Raw genomic sequence first — 17,491 nt, 5'->3', positions numbered from 1 at the left:
GACTAGACAGGGGAAGGGGCCAGGTCGTGACATGACACAAGTCGTGACATGACAACCGGCGCGCGCCCTGTAACATGGCTTTGCCGGAAACGCTAAGCGGTCAAATCGCTGCGCCGGCAGGGGAGGCGGGCGATGCAGCCGGCACCGCCGGGGCAGGAGCGGGCACAAGGCCGGCGCGGGGCGCGCGCTGATGCCTTGCCGGCTCGACTCGGCGTCGTAGTCCCACCGGTGGCGAGCTTTCGTCCCCTGCTTCGGCAGCTTTGGCTGCATCTTCAGCGAGGCTTCGCGCTGGAGGTCGAGCGGCGCCGGCCCTTCCTCTGGCTGCCGATCGCGATGGGTGTCGGCATCCTCCTCTATTTCGCGGCCGATCGTGAGCCGGCGTTATGGGCGCCGCTGCTCGGCTTGGGCCTCAGCAGCGCGGCCGCCTTCATCCTGCGCCTGCGCCCGCTCGCATCGATGGCCTGCCTGGCGGCGGCGGCGGCCTTCGCGGGCTTCGCCGCCGGGGTCTGGCGCACGGCCGATATCGCCGCGCCGATGCTGGAGCGCTCGCGCATCGGCAAGCTCTCCGGCTTCGTCGAAAGCGTCGAGGCCCGCGACAATGGCGCGCGGATCGTGCTGCTGGTCACCGATCTCGCCAATGTGCCGGCTGATATCAGGCCGAAGCGGGTCCGGGTCAGCATGCGCTCCGGTGCGGTGGCGCCGGGCGATCATATCGTCGCGACCGCGCGCCTGCTGCCGCCGCCGGGACCGGCGCGGGCGGGGGGCTATGATTTCGGCCGCGACGCCTTCTTCCGCGGGATCGGCGCGGTCGGCAGCATCTCCGGCAAGATCGCGCTCGCGCCGGCGCCTTATCCGATGCCGACGCGTCTTGCGATCGACGTGATGATCGATCGCGCCCGCAACGCTCTGACCAAACGCATCGCCGATGTCGGGGGCGGGCAGGGCGGTGCGGTCGCCGCCGCGCTCGTCACCGGCAAGCGCGGGCTGATTACCGAAGCCACGAACAACGACCTGCGCGCCGCGGGCATCTATCACATCGTCTCGATCTCGGGCCTCCACATGGTGCTGGCGGCCGGCACGATCTTCTGGCTGGTCCGCGCGCTCTTGGCCCTGTCGCAGACGGCGGCGCTGCACTGGCCGGTCAAGAAGATCGCGGCGGTCGCGGCGATGGTCGGCGCGACCGGCTATTGCATCTTCTCGGGCAGCGACGTCGCGACCGAGCGCTCGCTGATCATGACGCTGGTCATGCTCGGCGCGATCCTAGTCGATCGCGCCGCGCTCAGTATGCGCAATCTCGCGCTCGCCGCGATCATCGTGTTGCTGCGCGAGCCCGAAGCGCTGCTCGGGCCGAGCTTCCAGATGTCCTTCGGCGCCGTCGCTGCCTTGATCGCCTTTGCCGAGCGCTGGGAGAGGAGGGACCGGTCCGAGCCGCCGTCCACTTTACCCTGGCCGCTTGGCCCGATCTGGACGGCATCCCTCGGCATCGTGGTCACCACGATGCTGGCGACCGCCGCGACCGCGCCCTTTGGCGCCTATCACTTCCAGACCTTCAACCCGTTCGGATTGCTCGGCAACGCCATGGCGCTGCCCTTCGTCTCGCTCTTCGTCATGCCGGCGGCGGTGTTCGGCGTGCTCGCCTACCCCTTTGGATTGGACTGGCCGGCCTGGGCGCTGATGGGGCTCGCCTCCGATGCCGTGCTCAAGGTCGCGCATTGGGTCGCGACCATCGACCACTCCACGGTGACGGTCGCGGCCTTCGGCCCGGCAGTGCTCGGCTGCTTCTCGTTGACCTTGCTCTGGCTGACGCTCTGGACCACGGCCTGGCGCTGGCTCGCGGTCTTGCCCCTGATCGGCGGCGTTGCCATCGCCGGCAAGCCGGAGCGACCGGAAATCCTGATCGAGCGCGACGGGTCGGGGCTGGCGGTGCGCGGCCCGGACGGGCGCCTCGCCATCGCGGGCAAGCCCAGCCGCTTCGTCCTGCAGCAATGGCTCGCCGCCGATGGCGACAGCCGCTCGCCCGACGATCCCAGCTTGCGTGCCGGCATCGCCTGCGACCGCCTGGCCTGCGTCGCGCAGACGGCCGACAAGCGCACGATCTCCTATACGCGCAAACGGCTCGCCATCATCGAGGACTGCCTGCGGGCCGATCTCGTGGTCGCCGCCATCCCCTGGACCGGCGCCTGCAAGGCCAAGCTGGTCGAGCGCATGGCGTTATCGCGCGACGGCGCAACCTCGCTCTACCGCACGGCATCGGGCTGGAGCAGCCATGTCTCCGAGCCGAACGCGGCCGATCGACCCTGGACCCGCCGGCGCGAACGCCGAGCGGCCGAGCCAACTACGCGCCCCGCCAATCAGCCTGCCATCGCGCAGCCGGCACCAACCGTCGATACCGAAGCCGAGGCCGATACCGAGCGTCTTCAGTAACGCCGCATCAGGTTGACGAGGCGGCCCTGGATCTTGACCCGGTCCGGGCCAAGTACGCGGGTCTCGTAGGCCGGGTTCGCGGCTTCGAGCGCAATCGAGGAACCGCGCTTGCGCAGGCGCTTCAGCGTCGCTTCCTCGTCGTCGATCAGCGCCACGACGATATCGCCGGTATTCGCCGTGTCCTGGCGGCGGATGACGACGGTGTCGCCGTCGAGGATGCCGGCCTCGACCATGGAGTCGCCGCGGACTTCGAGCGCGTAGTGCTCGCCGGAACCCAGCATGTCCGGCGGCAGCGAGACGGTGTGGCTGCGGCTCTGGATCGCCGAGATCGGCGTGCCCGCCGCGATGCGGCCCATGACCGGAATCGCGATCGCGTGACGGCTATCGTCTTCGGCAGCGGCAGGGCGCGGCTTGGCAACGCTGGGCTGCGCCCCGAGGCCACCTTGCACCACGGCCGGGCTGAAGCGCGGACGCGGCTGCGGCGCGCCGAGCCCGTCCGGCATCTTGATGACTTCGAGCGCGCGCGCCCGGTTCGGCAGGCGGCGGATGAAGCCGCGCTCCTCCAGCGCCATGATCAGGCGGTGGATGCCGGACTTGGAGCGCAGGTCGAGCGCGTCCTTCATCTCGTCGAAGGAGGGCGGCACGCCACTTTCGCGCAAGCGTTCCTGGATGAAGCGCAGGAGTTCGTGTTGCTTGCGTGTCAGCATGGTCGCCGCCAGCCCCTCAATGCGCAGATTCGAAACAAAGCACGAACACCATACGCGTTCTGCTTGTGTTCCGCAAGCTGCCTTGCCGTGCGGAAGCATAAGCCGGCAATCGAAAAACGCGCCGTCATTCCGGACAAGCCGCGTCAGCGGCGCCGACCCAGAATCCATCGAAGGACGTCATGCTCTACGATGGATTCCGGGTCTGCGCTTCGCTTCGCCCGGAATGACGCTGAGCGGGAGGGGGAGAGCCCTCTTACCGCAAGGGCAGGATTCGGCAGGCATCGCCCTTCTTCGCCGGGGCGGCATGGGCAGGCCGGATCGTCAGGGCCTGCGCCCTCGCCAGCGTGCCGAGCATCGAGGAATCCTGCCGGTCGAAAGGCATCGCGACCCAGCCATCGGCAGTCAGCGCCAGTTCTGAGCGCAGATAGTCCTCGCGCTCGTCATTGCCTGGCATGTCGCGGTCGAGAATGGCGGGGATGCTGCGGTCGCGATCCGCATCGGCGATGCCGAGCAGCGCCTCGATCAAGGGCAGCACGAAGAGATGGCCGCAGACGATCGAGGAGACCGGGTTGCCTGGCAGCCCGACCACGACCATGCGTCCGAGCCGCCCTGTCATCATCGGCTTGCCCGGCCGCATCGCGATCTTCCAGAAGCCGAGCGCCATGCCGGCCCGCGTCAGGGCTTCCTGCACGAGATCGTGGGCGCCGACCGAGGCACCGCCCAGCGTGATCAGAACGTCGGCGTCGGCCTCGCACGCCTTGCCGATCTTCGCGGAGAGATCAGCATGGTCGTCGCGGGCGATGCCGAGATCGAGGACGGTGCCGCCGGCCTTCTCGACCAGCGCGGCGAGCGAGAACGAGTTCGAGGCGACGATCTGGTCGCGCCCCACCGGTTCCCCCGGTGCCACCAGCTCATCGCCGGTGGCGAGAATCGCGACGCGCGGCTTGCGTCGGACCGGCAGGGTAGGATGTCCCATCGCGGCGGCGAGCCCGAGCGCTGCGCTGTCGAGCACGCGCCCGGCTTGCAGCAGCACGTCGCCTTCGTGGAAATCAAGCCCGGCGGCACGCAGGAACTTGCCCTTGGCCGGCGGCACACGCACGCGGATCACCGGGCTGCCGACGCCGTCCGCGTCTTCCTGCATCAGGATGGTGTCGGCGCCCTCAGGCATCGGCGCGCCCGTGAAGATGCGCACGGCCTGTCCCGGCCCGACCGCGCCGTCATAGGCCCGGCCGGCGGCGGATTCGCCGATGACTGTCAGCGAGACGCCTTCCGCCATCTCGTCGCCGCGCACGGCGTAGCCGTCCATGGCGGAATTGGCGAAGGGCGGTTGGGTTCGGAGCGCTTTGACCTCGCCGGCCAGCACCCGCCAGGCGCATTGCGCCAGCGGTAGGGTTTCGGCCCCTGTCGGCCCCGGAATGCTGTCGAGCAGCGCCTTGCGCGCGACGGGGACCGGGGTGAGCGCCATTATATCTGCTTAGCCTCGTAATCGCCGGACTGGCCGCCGGATTTGTGCAGCAGGCGGATATTCTCGATCCGCATCGCCCGGTCGACGGCCTTGACCATGTCGTAGACGGTGAGACAGGCGACGGAGACGGCGGTGAGCGCCTCCATCTCGACGCCGGTCTGGCCCTTCATCTTCACCTCGGCGCGCACGCGCACGCCCGGCAAGGCTTCGTCGATCTCCAACTCGACGGTGATCTTGCTGAGCAGCAGCGGGTGGCAGAGCGGGATCAGTTCATGCGTGCGCTTCGCCGCCATGATGCCGGCGAGGCGCGCAGTGCCGAGCACGTCGCCCTTCTTGGCGTTGCCGTCGCGCACGATCGCGATCGTCTCCGGCGCCATGACGACCTGGCCTTCGGCGATCGCCATGCGGGTCGTCTCGGCCTTGCCGCCGACATCGACCATATGCGCCTGGCCTTGGGCGTCGAGATGGCTGAGCCGGCTCACGCAGCGACGGCCTTGCCGGTGAGCAGCGCCTGCGTCGCGGCGGTGACGTCGGCCTGCCGCATCAGGCTTTCGCCGACGAGGAAGCTGTTGACGCCGATCCGGTTGAGTCGGGCGATGTCGTCATGGGTGAAGATGCCGCTCTCGCTGATCACGATCCGGTCGGCCGGTACGCGCGGCGCCAGCCGCTCGGTCGCCGCGATATCGACATTGAAGCTGCGCAGGTCGCGGTTGTTGATGCCGAGCAAGCGGCTTTCGAGCTTGAGCGCCCGGTCGAGCTCGGCGTCGTCATGGATCTCGACGAGCACGTCCATGCCGAGCTCGCGCGCGGTCTCGTTCAGAGCCTTGGCAGTAGCGTCGTCGACGCCGGCCATGATGATCAGGATGCAGTCGGCGCCCCAGGCGCGGGCCTCGTAGACCTGATAGGGCTCGTAGAGGAAATCCTTGCGCAGAGCCGGCAGGCCGGCGGCCTCGCGCGCTGCGGTCAGGAAGTCCGGCTGGCCCTGGAAGGAGGGCGCGTCGGTCAGGACGGAGAGACAGGCCGCGCCGCCGGCCGCATAGGCGCGGGCGAGCGAGGGCGGGTCGAAATCGGCGCGGATCAGCCCCTTGGACGGGCTCGCCTTCTTGATCTCGGCGATCAGCGCGGGCGTACCCTGCGCGAGCTTGCCCGCCAGCGCGTCGGCAAAGCCGCGCGGCTTGCTGGCCGCGCGCGCCCGGCGTTCGATTTCCGCCTGCGGTACCGCGGCTTTCGCGGCGGCGATCTCCTGGCGCTTATAGGCTTCGATCTTGGCGAGGATATCGGTCATGCCGGCCTCACGCATTCGAGGCTTTGACGAGCGTCGCGAGCACGGCCTTCGCCTTGCCGGAATCGAGCGCGGCCGTCGCCTGGGCGAAACCGTCCTTCAGATCTTGGGCCTTGCCGGCGATGAGCAGCGCCGCAGCCGCATTGAAGGCGGCGATATCGCGGAAGCCGGTCTTCTCCCCGGCGAGCACGGCGTTCAGCGCCGCCGCATTCTCCTCCGGCGTGCCGCCGCGCAGCACCTCGGGCTTGGCCAGCTCGAGACCGACATCCGCGGGGCTGATCGAGAAGCTCTCGATCTTGCCGTTCTCCAGCGAGACGACGCGGGTTGGGCCGGTGGTGGTGATTTCGTCAAGCCCGTCGGAGCCATGCACGGCCCAGACGCGGGTCGAGCCGAAGGAGGCGAGCACCTGGACCATCGGCTCCAGCCAGGTCTCGGAGAAGGCGCCGATGAGCTGGCGCTTGGCGCCGGCCGGGTTGGAAAGCGGGCCGAGCAGGTTGAAGATCGTGCGCGTGCCGAGCTCGGTGCGCACCGGCGCGACATGGCGCATCGAGGCGTGATGCGTCGGCGCGAACATGAAGCCGACGCCGGCCTCGCGGATGCAACGCTCGGTCGCGGCCGGGTCGAGCCCGACCTTGACGCCGAGCGCGGTCAACACGTCGGCGGCGCCGGAGCGCGAGGACGCCGCGCGGTTTCCATGCTTGGCGACCGGCACGCCGCAAGCCGCGGTGATGATCGAAGCCAGCGTCGAGACATTATAGGAGCCGGAGGAATCGCCGCCGGTGCCGACGATGTCGATCGCCTCGGCCGGCGCCTTCACCGGCAGCATCTTGCCGCGCATGGCGCCGACCGCGCCGGCGATCTCGTCGATCGTCTCGCCGCGCACGCGCAGCGCCATCAGGAAGGCGGCCGATTGAGCGTTCGTCACTTCGCCCGAAAGGATGGTGTCGAAGGCGTCGCGCGCTTCCTCGCGGGAGAGCGTCGCGCCGGTCGCGACCTTGGCGATGAAGGGTTTGAAATCGTCCATAGGAACTCTGCGGAATCAGGCTGAAAGGGTCAGGGCGGAGGCTTCGCGTTCGCTCTGCCATCGCTCCGCGAGATCGAGGAAATTCCGCAGGATCGTCGCGCCATGCTCGGAGGCGATGCTCTCCGGATGGAACTGGACGCCGTGGACCGGCAGCTCCCGATGCGAGAGCGCCATGATCAGGCCGTCATCGCTCTCCGCCTCGATCTCGAAGACATCGGGGCAGGAGGCGCGCTCGACCACGAGCGAATGATAGCGCGTTGCTTGCAGCGGCCCGTTGATGCCGCGGAACAGGCCGCGCGCCTTGTGGCGGATCGGCGAGACCTTGCCATGCATCGGAAGGGGCGCGCGCACGACCTGGCCGCCGAAGGCCTGGCCCATCGCCTGCAGGCCGAGGCAGACGCCGAAGATCGGCTTCTTGCCAGCGCCTTCGCGGATAAGGTCCAGGCAGATTCCGGCTTCGTTGGGCGTGCAGGGACCGGGCGAGAGCACGATCGCGTCGTGATCGCCGGCAAGCGCCGCGTCGACGGTGAGCGCGTCGTTACGCCAGACATCGACCTCGGCGCCCAGTCCACCGATGAGATGGACCAGGTTCCAGGTGAAGCTGTCGTAGTTGTCGATCAACAGAACGCGCATGGCCGAACCCGTGAATGCGGCTTGAGGTCATGCACGTTCGGGGGCGGGGTGGTCAAGTTTCGAGGCGGAGATCGCGGCACGCTCGCGAACTCTATCCGTCATTCCGGGGCGGCCCGCAGGGCCGAGCCCGGAAACCAGAACCGATGAGCGCTCCGGAGCAGGTCGAACGGCAGGTTTGCGTCACGACTAACGGCATAGTTTCTGGGTTCCGGGCTCAAGCGCTGTGCGCTTGCCCCGGAATGACGTTGGAGGCTCCTCGCCTTACCCCCGCGCGCTGCGCGGCATCCCTGCCGTGCGCGGCTGGGCCAGTCCCGGCGCGGTCTCGACGCCGAGCGTCGGCAGCGCCAGCGTGCGCTGGCCGCGGAAATTGACATGGCAGACGATCAGCCCGCGCTCCTCGATATAACTGAGCACGCGTCGCGCTCGGCTCGGCGAGGCGCTGCCATAGACTTCCGCAAGCTCGGCATCGCTGGGGCAGGGCCGGCCTTCGATCGCGGTCCGGGCGATGTAGAGGAAGAGGCTCTGCAGATCCTCCGGCAGCGTGGCGGAGGCTTCCACCGCCGCCTGCCAGCCCTCGCTCGTCGCGACGCTGTCGCTGACGCCGGCGCGGGCTACGGCGAGCCTGCGACGGAATTCTTCGAGACTCAGATGCGTGCGGCCAAGCCGGCGCATGCGGCAGCGCACGGTGAAATCCTGATAGAGCACGGCAACCTGCCGCGAGCGCGCCTCGGGGTCGCCCATCAATTCGCGCAGGATCTCGGTCATGATCGCTTCGCGCTCTGCCGGCTCCAGCTCGATCTCCGGTTCCGGCTCGGGCAGCGCGGCAGGGCGATAGGTCTCGATCCGGCGCAGCACCTCGGTCGGGTCGGGCCGCGGGCGCGGCGCCGGGCGCACCGGCCGGGCCATCGGCAGCGGCTCGTCCTCGCCGCGCGTGAAGATCAGCTTGCCGGCTTCCTCCGGCGCCTGCTCGGGGAGCGGCATCAGCCCCGGCGCGCTGCCGCGATCAACCGAGGAGACCGTGCCGATCCGGATCGGCAGCGGTCGCTTCGACAGGGCAGGGCCGAGCGCGACGAACTGCCCGCGTTCGAGGTCGCGGAACATCTCGGCCTGACGGCGATCCATGCCGAGCAGGTCGGCGGCGCGCTGCATGTCGATGTCGAGGAAGGTGCGGCCCATCAGGAAGTTCGAGGCTTCCGCCGCGACGTTCTTGGCGAGCTTGGCAAGGCGCTGCGTCGCGATCACGCCGGCAAGCCCGCGCTTGCGGCCGCGGCACATCAGGTTGGTCATGGCGCCGAGCGAGAGCCGGCGCGCCTCGTCCGAGGCCTCGCCCGCCATCACCGGCGCGAAGAGCTGGGCTTCGTCGACCACGATCAGCATCGGGAACCAGAGCGAGCGGTCGACATCAAACAAGCCGCCGAGGAAGGCCGCTGTCGCGCGCAACTGCTCGTCGGCTTCGAGGTTCTCGAGGTTCAGCACCACCGAGACGCGATGCTGGCGCACGCGCAGCGCCACGCGCTGCAACTCGGCCTCGCCGCACTCGGCATCGACCACGACATGGCCGAACTGGTCGGCGAGCGAAACGAAATCGCCCTCGGGGTCGATGATCGCCTGCTGCACCAGCGGCGCGCTCTGCTCCAGCAGGCGGCGCAGCAGATGCGACTTGCCCGAGCCTGAATTGCCCTGCACGAGCAGGCGCGTCGCCAGCAATTCGGCGAGATCGATCAGACCGGGCTCGCCGGTCCTTGTCGTCCCCATCTCGATTGCTGTGGTCATGCGGGCGCTGAATCGTCGGGTTGGATCGGGCGCGGATGTGCGGCCGGCGCTTCTAGCATGGCGTTTCCCGCGTTGGACGCAGAGCAGCCCTGCCTTCCACAGGCAATCGGCGTCAGCGCGGGCAGCGCAGGCTCCGCTCCTGCCGGACGATGTCGGCGACGGCCCGGCGATCATGGGCCGAGAGCGGCACGTCCTCAATATTGTCGTATTGGCAGCCGGCATTGCCGAAAGCCGCGATCGCGCGCTGCGTGCGGAAGCAATAGCCCTGCGCCTTGTAGATCTCGTTGCGGGCCGTCCAGAGCTCGCCACAGGCCTGGGGGCTGGCGAGCGCGGGTTCCGCCACCCCGCCGGCAAGCAGGGCGGTTGCGAGAAGGGCAAGGCAAAGGCGAAGCATGGCAGCGGTCTCCGGCGATCGAGCAGCGAGCTTCGCGGGGCGGGCGCGGGAAGGCAACTCCCGCCTGAGCCGAGCGGTCCTTCGGGCCACCCGTCGTCATGCTCGCCCTTGTGGCAAGCATCCACGTCCTGCCAGCCGACCGCAAAAGACGTGACGGTCGGGACAAGCCCGACCGTCACGTAAGGCCATCTTTGCAAAGTTTCGGTGTTAGGTCCTCGAACTGCGCTGAACTCGCGATTCCGATTCGCGACCCACCGTCAGGGCTTCTTCATCTCCAGGCAGGTGAGCACCTCGACATAGCTCGGCGGTCCGCCGAAGCTCGCCCCTTCGACACAATTCGTTCGGGCAGCGGGCTTGAATTCGCCCCAGCGCGCCGTGAGCGAATCGCGCGCCTTTTCCTCGTCGGCCTGGCAGGCGCTGGCGGGGCGGCCGACATTGATGCCCGATTTGCCGACATCGCGGCACGAGGCGGCGATGTCGAAGCGCGGCGGCGAATCCGCGACAGGAACGATGGATGCGATCACGGGCGTGCTGGACAGGGACAGAAGGACGAGGCCGGCGGCGAGCATGGCTGCCACTCCAAATAAGACGCCCCCGAACTAGACGCGAAGCCGGCCGGAAAGTTCCGCGAAAAAATGCTGTCAGGCGGCCGAAAGTCCCTGCCGCTTGTTCACGGTGATCTCCCCGGCCGAATGAGCCTCGATATCGACGATCGCGACGTCGGGCCGGTCGATCGCGGGAAGGCTGCGCGCTTCCGTCGCGCGATGCACGAAGACGAGGCTTGCCAGCGCCGGGTGTCCGGCCAATCGCGAATGCGCCAGCGCCGGCTCCATCGCACCGGGCAGGACCAGATGGACGCTGCGCCCACCCTCGATGCAGGCTTGAAGGTCGCCGAGGTTGAACAGGCCGAGCGGCAGCAGTTCGAGCCCGCTCAGCATCGCCACGCCCGGCCCGCTCGCCAGCGCGGCGAGATCGCCGCCGACCAGCGTCGTCACGATGCGCGAGGAGACGGTCGGCTTCAGCGCTCGCGAGATGTCGAGCGCCTTGCCGAGCAGTTCCCGCTCCGGCAGCGCGATCGGCCCCTGCAGCGAGACGCCGTCGGCGATCTGCAGCACCGGCCGCTCGGTGAGCTGCGGCAGCGGATGCAGCGTCGGATTGGCCATCAGCATGTCGAGCGGGGCGACGCCGTCGGGCACGTCCGGGCCGAAGCCGCCGACGAAGCGCGTGCCGAAGGCCCGCATCGCGAGGTTGCGCAACATCAGCAGCGGCCGCAGCGGCCCGACGCGACTGACGCCGAGCGCCATCACCGCGCCGGAGGCCTCGATCAGCTTGAGCAGTTCGAGCTCGTTGCCGTGCAGCGGCAGCATCAGGGGGGAGAGGCCGGCGCGCAGGCTGGCCAGGATCGAGACGATCGCCTCCGGCCCCAGCGGCGCCAGGATCGCGACGCTCGCGCCCGGCGTGCCCTTGTTGATGGCGAGCAGCCGCGCCAGCCGGTCGATGCGTTCGTCGAGATCGAGGAAATTGATCGAGCCCGGCGTGACGTCGCTCCAGCCGCGTCGGCCCGGCGGATCGCGCAAGGCCGCATCATAGCCGCGGTTGCGGGTCAGAGCCGCGAGCAAAGTGTCGAGATCGAGACCGTCGAGCAAGGCTGAGGCTTCGTCCTGTTCTGCCCGCATCGACAAACCCTAGTTCGCGGGGGCCGAGGCCGCCGGGAGGCGGGCCAGCAGCTCGTTGGAGAGGAAATAGGCCGGCTGCCGCCCCGCCATGACTACCCCGCGCGCCAGCGCGATCCAGGTGTCCGGGAGATAATACAGCGGCACGACGTAGAAGCCGGAGATCAACAAGCGGTCGAGTGCGCGCACTGCCGCGACGAAATCCTCGCGCTCGCGGGCGCCGAGCATGGCCTGCAATACGGCATCGACCGCGGGCGATTTCACGCCGGCATAGTTCAGCGCGCCGTTGCGGGCTGCATTGGCCGAGCCCCAGCGGCCGATCTGCTCGTTGCCGGGAGAGGCCGAGGCCGGCCAGGTCCACTGGATCATGTCGAAATCGAAGGCCGACAGACGGCGCCAATACTGCACGTCGTCGATCAGGCGCACCGAGACGGCGATGCCGAGCCGGGCGAGCGACTGCGCATAGTTGAGCGCGAGGCGCTCCTGCGGCCGGCTGGTGACGGTGATCTCGAAGGCGAAGGGCTCGTCCTTGCCATTGCGCAGCACGCCCTCGCGCAGGATGTAGCCGGCGGCCTTGAGCAGATCGAGCGCCTTGCGCGCCGGCTCGCGGTCGCGGCCCGAGCCGTCGGTCTCGGACGGCCTCCAACTGCCGGCGAGGATGTCTTCGCGCACCGCGCCGGGGAAGGCGGCGAGCAACGCCTTCTCGCGGCTATCGGCGGGAAGGCCGAGCGCCGAGAGCTCGGAATCGGAGAAGAAGCTGCCGGCCCGGCGATAGACGCCGTGGAACAGGTTGCGGTTGACCCATTCGAAATCGAACAGCAGCCCCAGCGCCTCGCGTGTCCGGATATCCGAGAAGATCGGCCGGCGCGTGTTGAAGACGAGGCCGGTCATGCCCTTGGGCGTGTCGAAATGCAGGGTTTCCCGCCGGATGCGTCCGTCATGCACGGCCGGCACGTCGTATCCGGTCATCCAGCGCGTCGGGTCGCCCTCGATGCGGACATCGTAGAGCCCGGCCTTGAACGCCTCGAACAGCGCATTCGAGTCCCGGTAGAAATCGTAGCGGATCTCGTCGGCATTATAGAGCCCGCGCGTCAGCGGATGGTCTTCGGCCCAGAAATCCTTGCGCCGCCGCAGCACGAGCGCCTCGCCCGGCCGCACCTCCTCGACGATATAGGGGCCGGAGCCGAGCGCCGGCTTGAAGCTGGTTTCGCCGAAGGTCTCAGGCTGGGTCGCATGCTTCGCGAAGATCGGCATCGCCCCGATCACCAACGGCAATTCGCGGTTGGAGCCGTCGCCGAGCTCGAATTCGACGCGCCGGGGCGAGGGCGCCGTGGCCTTGGTCACCCGGCCGAGGCTGGAGCGGTGAAAGGGCTTTCCCTTCGTCTTCAGCATCTCGAAGGTGAAGATCACGTCCTCGGCCGTGACCGGCTTGCCGTCCGAGAAACGGGCGCGCTCGTCGATCTCGAAGGCCAGATTCTTGCGGTCGGCATCGAGAGAAACGCCGGAGGCGAGCAGGCCGTAAGCCGTGAAGGGCTCGTCGGCCGAGCGGTAGAGCAGGCTCTGCTGAACATATTTCGGCACGGCATCGGGCGCGACGCCGAGAACGACGAGCGGGTTCAGGCTGTCGAACGTGCCCTGGATGCCCATGACGATACGCCCGCCCTTTGGCGCCTTGGGATCGGCATAGGGCAGATGCGCGAAATCGGGCGGCAGAGCCGGCTGCCCATGCATCGCGATGGCATGCTGCAACGGGGCCGAATCAGCCAAGGCGCTGCGCCCGCGCGCCAGGACGGCGAACGGGGCCAAAGCCAGCAGGAGGTTGACCCCGCGGCGGCTGACCGCCTGGGGCAATCGAAGAAATTCCATCGGACGACCTGATTCCCTGCGCAAGAATAGCATGGGAGCAGCAGGGTCACGCAGCTATTCGGGCTGGAATCCTCGGTGCGGACTCGCTAAAGGCGAGGGCAGGGTGTCATTCAAACGCCTCAATCGGTCTTGATGTGCACGGCTTGCGATGGCCTGCGCCCCATGCGATTGGGCCATCAGCGGTGACGCGCGCGGCTTGCGAAGTCGTGATCCCGAATTCGCTTGGTAAGGAAAGACAAGGAATGTCCGCTTCGTATCGCCTGTCATCTCGTGCGCTCGGCCTCGTGCTCAGCACGGCCATCGGCTTCGCGCCCGTCGCGGCCTTCGCCCAGGCCCCGGCGCAGCGCCCGGCTCCGGCCCGTCCGGCCGCCCCCGCCCAGCAGCCTGCAGCTCCCGCCCAGCCCGGCGGCGCGGCACCGACCGGCCCGACCGTCGTCCAGGTCAAGCCCGAGCCGTCCCAGACCAGCTGGACCAAGGTCTGCGGCAAGGATCCGGGCGCCAACAAGGAAATCTGCTACACCACCCGCGACTTCGTCTCGGATCAGGGCCAGCCGGTGCTCGCCGTCGCGATCTATGACGTGAAGGGCGACGCCAACAAGATCGTGCGCTTCCTGATGCCGCTCGGCCTCTTGCTGCAGCCCGGCATCCGCTTCGGTGTCGACACGGCGCAGCCGACCGGCGGCCGCTACGCCATCTGCTTCCCGAACGGCTGCTTCGCCGAATCGCAGGTCAAGGACGACTTCATCAACGCGATGAAGAAGGGCACGAACCTGAACGTCAGCGTCCAGAACCAGGGTGGTCGCGAGCTGACCTTCACCATCCCGCTGGCCGATTTCGCCAAGGGCTTCGACGGCGCCGCGATCGACCCGAAGGTGCTCGAGGACCAGCAGAAGCAGCTCCAGGACGAGCTCGGCAAGCGCCAGGAAGAGCTGCGCCAGCGCCTCGGCGCCGGCGGTGCCGCCGCCCCGGCCCCCGGCGCACCTGCCGCGCCCGCGACCCCGCCGAAGCCCTGATCGGCGGCGCGATAGCCTGAAACAGAAAAGGCCGGTCCCTCGCGGGGCCGGCCTTTTTGCGGGGTGCTTCACGGTTGTCATTCCGGGGCGGGCCGCAGGCGCGAACCCGGAACCCACGACTGGGTGGGGCACTAGATACGTATTTGCCAGCGGCTCGCCCGGTCGTGGGTTCCGGGTTCTTCGCTGACGCGAAGCCCCGGAATGACAACCGGGGGCTTCAAAAAGGCCGCCAGCCTCAGTTCAGGTCGGCGCGGTCCAGCTTGTAGCGGCCCTTGCGGTCGCGCCGGAAGAATTCCCTGGCGCGGGGATGGCGCACGGGCTCGCCGGAATCGTCGTCGACGAGGTTCTGTTCGGAGACATAAGCGACATATTCCGCCTCCTCGTTCTCGGCGAAGAGGTGGTAGAAGGGCTGGTCCTTCGACGGGCGCATGGCTTCCGGGATCGCCATCCACCACTCCTCGGTATTCGAGAAGACCGGGTCGACGTCGAAGATCACGCCGCGGAACGGGTAGATGCGGTGCTTGACCACCTGCCCGATCCTGAACTTGGCCGAACGCGCTTCCATGACTGATCCATCGTGAGCCGGCCGATGCGCCGCCGGCTTAGGTCTTGCCGCCTTGCGCAAGCAATGCGTCGTAAATGCGTCGAAATCAATCGATCGTGGCCGGCTGTCCCATCACATTCCGTAGCGCTCGGCGAGATCGGGGTCGCGCGCGGCGACCTGCACGGCAAGGTCGACGATCACCTTCGCCTGTTTCCAGGTGGCATCGTCCTGCATCTTGCCATCGATCATCACGGCGCCGGAGCCGTCCGGCATCGCCTCCAGAATGCGCTTCGCGAAGGCGACCTCGGCCGGATCGGGGCTGAAGACGCGCTTGGCGACGGCGATCTGCGAGGGGTGCAGCGTCCAGGCGCCGGCGCAGCCGAGCAGGAAGGCGTTACGGAACTGCGCCTCGCAGGCGGCTTCGTCACTGAAATCGCCGAAGGGGCCGTAGAACGGCTTGATCCCGGCCGCGGCGCAGGCGTCGACCATCTTGGCGAGCGTGTAGTGCCAGAGGTCCTGCTGCGCGACCGCGCGCGGCCCGCCATCGGGGGAGGGGTCGGCGATCACCTTGTATTCGGGGTGGCCGCCGCCGACGCGGGTCGTCTTCATCGCGCGCGAGGCGGCGAGGTCGGCCGGACCGAGGCTCATGCCGTGCATGCGCGGCGAGGCGGTCGCGATCGCCTCGACATTCTTGACGCCCTCGGCCGTCTCCAGGATGGCGTGGATCAGGATCGGCTTGGGCAACTGGTGCCGCGCCTCGAACTGCGCCAGCAACTGGTCGACATAATGGATGTCCCAGGGACCCTCGACCTTCGGCACCATCACGACGTCGAGCTTGCCGCCGATCTCGGCCATGATCGCGGTGATATCGTCGAGGAACCACGGCGAATTCAGCGCATTGACGCGTGTCCACAGGCCGGTCTTGCCGAAATCCACGGCCTTGCCCATGGTGATGAAGCCCTCGCGCGCGGCCTGCTTGGCCTCGACGGGAATCGCATCCTCGAGATTGCCGAGCACGATATCGACCTGTCCGGCGAGCTCGCCGACCTTGGCGCGCACCTTCTCCAGATGCGGCGGCACGAAATGGATCATCCGCTCCAGCCGCTGCGGCAATTCGCGGAAGGGCTCCGGCGCGCCGATCGCGAGCGGGCGGAAGAACTGGCGCGGCGTCCTGGTCGTCATCGGCGGCTCCGTTTTGCGTTGCAGCATTGTGAACCAGATCGCCGCGGCCCGTCCATGATGCTTTCGAAGGCAGGCGGATAATGTGCCTAGGTTATTATTCCTTGCGATCGGGGTAGGTTAAAATTCCTGGGTATTTTATCTTGCTGCCTCTTGGCCTTTTCCGAGACGGAAGAGATCGTCAGAACCAAGAGACATCGCAGATGGGTAACCATCGCCGGGCTTTGTCCCGCCCAAGCCGCGCCGATCGGCTATGGTTGCGGGAATTCGACGCTGGAAAGGCCGGCGCCGCCCGTCCAGTGAGCGACATGCGAGTTTCATGACCGAGCCGGAAAACGCCGCCCCGAGCCTGCGGCTCGAAACCCTCGACGCGCTGCGCCTGCTGGCGGCCTTGGCGGTGCTGTTCTTCCATTTCGGTTTTCGCGGCCTGACGCTCGGCCTGACCGATGTTTCATTGCCGGCGTATGAGCCCGTGCTGAAATACGGGTATCTCGGCGTGCAGCTGTTCTTCGTGATCAGCGGCTTCGTCATCGCCTATTCCGCCGAAGGTCGCACCCCGCTCCAGTTCGGCATCGCCCGCTTCGCGCGCATCTATCCGACCTTCGTGCTGTGCATGACGATCACCTTCCTCGTGGTCGTGGCCTTCGGCGCTCCGCGCCAGCTCGCGACACTCGGCCAATGGGCGGCGAATCTCGCGATCAAGCCGGAGCTGCTCGGAAAGCAGGCGCTCGACGGCTCCTATTGGTCGATCTTCTACGAGGTCGTCTTCTACGCCTGGGTCTTCGCCTTCATGGCGGCGGGCTGGTTCAAGCGCGCGAATTACCCGGCGATCGTCATCGGCTGGCTGCTGATCTCGGTCATCGACCGCGCCACGATCTCCAGCGGCGTGATGCGCTACCTGCTCCTGACCGACCAGAGCGGCTTCTTCTGTGCCGGCCTTATCCTCTATGCCGCCTTCCGCGATGGCTATGATCGCAGGACTCTTGCTCTGCTGGCGCTCTGCACGGCGGCGGCGACCTTCCAGTCGCTGCAACTCGCGCAGTGGAATCGGGAGAACTATGGGGTCGCCTACAGCGACCTCGTCGTTGCGGCCTCCTGCATCGCAATCATCGCGACCGTCGCCGCCGCCATCCGCTTCCCGCGCCTGCCCTTGCCCTCGGGCCTGATGCTGGCGATCGGAGGCCTGACCTATCCGCTCTACCTGCTCCATCAGCATATCGGCTACGTCGCCTTCAACCACGCGGGGCATGCGTTACAGCCTCTGACGCTGGTGATGGCCGTGACGCTGGGCTTGATCGTCCTCTCCTGGCTGATCTGGCGTTTCTTCGAGCGCGCCGCGCAGCGCTGGACAAAGTCGGCTCTGACCGCGCTCGTGAACCGCCCCCTCGCCTTGCTGTCAGGGCATGGCGCAAGGCGGAATGAGGGGATTGCCAACTGATTGCGATCGGGATTTAGGCTCGGGCCGATCGCCGGGCCTTTCGGGGCCGCCTCGACGCCAGGATCCCTCGTTTCCA

General features: G+C 67.9%; 16 protein-coding genes. 3 read left to right on the top strand and 13 right to left on the bottom strand.

Annotation, left to right across the window (positions count from 1 at the left end; all coding sequences use genetic code 11):
* The first annotated feature begins 132 nt into the window (after positions 1–132).
* Positions 133–2,424, top strand: a complete 2,292-nt coding sequence (locus JHD80_RS06730) for a ComEC/Rec2 family competence protein (protein ID WP_199085602.1) — start codon at positions 133–135, stop codon at positions 2,422–2,424.
* Here JHD80_RS06730 and lexA read toward each other — a convergent pair.
* The 11 genes from lexA to JHD80_RS06675 form a co-directional block, all read right to left on the bottom strand.
* Positions 2,418–3,131, bottom strand: coding sequence for a transcriptional repressor LexA (gene lexA / locus JHD80_RS06725; protein ID WP_199085601.1), 714 nt, complete (start codon positions 3,129–3,131; stop codon positions 2,418–2,420). The genes JHD80_RS06730 and lexA overlap by 7 nt on opposite strands.
* A 253-nt stretch (positions 3,132–3,384) precedes the next feature.
* Positions 3,385–4,596 carry a molybdopterin molybdotransferase MoeA gene (locus tag JHD80_RS06720; protein ID WP_199085600.1) on the bottom strand — a complete coding sequence of 404 codons (1,212 nt, stop codon included), beginning with the start codon at positions 4,594–4,596 and terminating at the stop codon, positions 3,385–3,387.
* Entirely contained in the window at positions 4,596–5,078 is a 483-nt protein-coding gene (moaC, locus tag JHD80_RS06715) for a cyclic pyranopterin monophosphate synthase MoaC (RefSeq protein WP_199085599.1), read from the bottom strand. The genes JHD80_RS06720 and moaC overlap by 1 nt, the downstream gene beginning before the upstream one ends.
* Positions 5,075–5,881 carry an indole-3-glycerol phosphate synthase TrpC gene (gene trpC / locus JHD80_RS06710; protein WP_199085598.1) on the bottom strand — a complete coding sequence of 269 codons (807 nt, stop codon included), beginning with the start codon at positions 5,879–5,881 and terminating at the stop codon, positions 5,075–5,077. The genes moaC and trpC overlap by 4 nt, the downstream gene beginning before the upstream one ends.
* Before the next feature lie 7 nt (positions 5,882–5,888).
* Positions 5,889–6,902 (bottom strand): anthranilate phosphoribosyltransferase, encoded by a 1,014-nt coding sequence (gene trpD, locus JHD80_RS06705; protein WP_199085597.1) that lies wholly within the window; start codon positions 6,900–6,902, stop codon positions 5,889–5,891.
* Positions 6,903–6,917: 15 nt separating this feature from the next.
* On the bottom strand, positions 6,918–7,535 hold the full coding sequence (locus tag JHD80_RS06700) for an anthranilate synthase component II (protein ID WP_199085596.1): 618 nt from the start codon (positions 7,533–7,535) through the stop codon (positions 6,918–6,920).
* Between the two features lie 261 nt (positions 7,536–7,796).
* Complete coding sequence (locus tag JHD80_RS06695) at positions 7,797–9,308, bottom strand: helicase HerA domain-containing protein (protein ID WP_199085595.1); 1,512 nt, start codon at positions 9,306–9,308, stop codon at positions 7,797–7,799.
* 112 nt (positions 9,309–9,420) lie between these two features.
* Positions 9,421–9,702 (bottom strand): YARHG domain-containing protein, encoded by a 282-nt coding sequence (locus tag JHD80_RS06690; RefSeq protein WP_199085594.1) that lies wholly within the window; start codon positions 9,700–9,702, stop codon positions 9,421–9,423.
* 257 nt (positions 9,703–9,959) lie between these two features.
* On the bottom strand, positions 9,960–10,271 hold the full coding sequence (locus tag JHD80_RS06685; protein ID WP_199085593.1) for a hypothetical protein: 312 nt from the start codon (positions 10,269–10,271) through the stop codon (positions 9,960–9,962).
* 72 nt (positions 10,272–10,343) lie between these two features.
* Entirely contained in the window at positions 10,344–11,378 is a 1,035-nt protein-coding gene (locus JHD80_RS06680) for an AMP-binding protein (protein WP_199085592.1), read from the bottom strand.
* A 9-nt stretch (positions 11,379–11,387) separates the two neighbouring features.
* On the bottom strand, positions 11,388–13,142 hold the full coding sequence (locus JHD80_RS06675) for an extracellular solute-binding protein (RefSeq protein WP_248311422.1): 1,755 nt from the start codon (positions 13,140–13,142) through the stop codon (positions 11,388–11,390).
* A 341-nt stretch (positions 13,143–13,483) separates the two neighbouring features.
* Between JHD80_RS06675 and JHD80_RS06670 the strand changes: the two genes are divergently transcribed.
* A complete protein-coding gene (locus JHD80_RS06670) occupies positions 13,484–14,254 on the top strand; it encodes an invasion associated locus B family protein (RefSeq protein ID WP_199085590.1) in 771 nt (256 codons plus the stop codon).
* 235 nt (positions 14,255–14,489) lie between these two features.
* Here JHD80_RS06670 and hspQ read toward each other — a convergent pair whose 3' ends face one another.
* Both hspQ and JHD80_RS06660 read right to left on the bottom strand, forming a co-directional pair.
* On the bottom strand, positions 14,490–14,819 hold the full coding sequence (hspQ, locus tag JHD80_RS06665; RefSeq protein ID WP_199085589.1) for a heat shock protein HspQ: 330 nt from the start codon (positions 14,817–14,819) through the stop codon (positions 14,490–14,492).
* 111 nt (positions 14,820–14,930) lie between these two features.
* Positions 14,931–15,980, bottom strand: a complete 1,050-nt coding sequence (locus JHD80_RS06660; protein ID WP_199085588.1) for an HpcH/HpaI aldolase/citrate lyase family protein — start codon at positions 15,978–15,980, stop codon at positions 14,931–14,933.
* 316 nt (positions 15,981–16,296) lie between these two features.
* Here JHD80_RS06660 and JHD80_RS06655 point away from each other — a divergent pair, with 316 nt between their 5' ends.
* Positions 16,297–17,415: an acyltransferase family protein gene (locus JHD80_RS06655; protein WP_199085587.1), complete on the top strand. Its 1,119-nt coding sequence runs from the start codon at positions 16,297–16,299 to the stop codon at positions 17,413–17,415.
* Positions 17,416–17,491 lie beyond the last annotated feature (76 nt).

The organism is Allobosea sp. ASV33, assembly GCF_016428755.1.
GTDB lineage: Bacteria > Pseudomonadota > Alphaproteobacteria > Rhizobiales > Beijerinckiaceae > Allobosea.
Note: the sequence above shows the minus strand (reverse complement) of the source record. Positions and strands in the feature narration are given on the sequence as shown.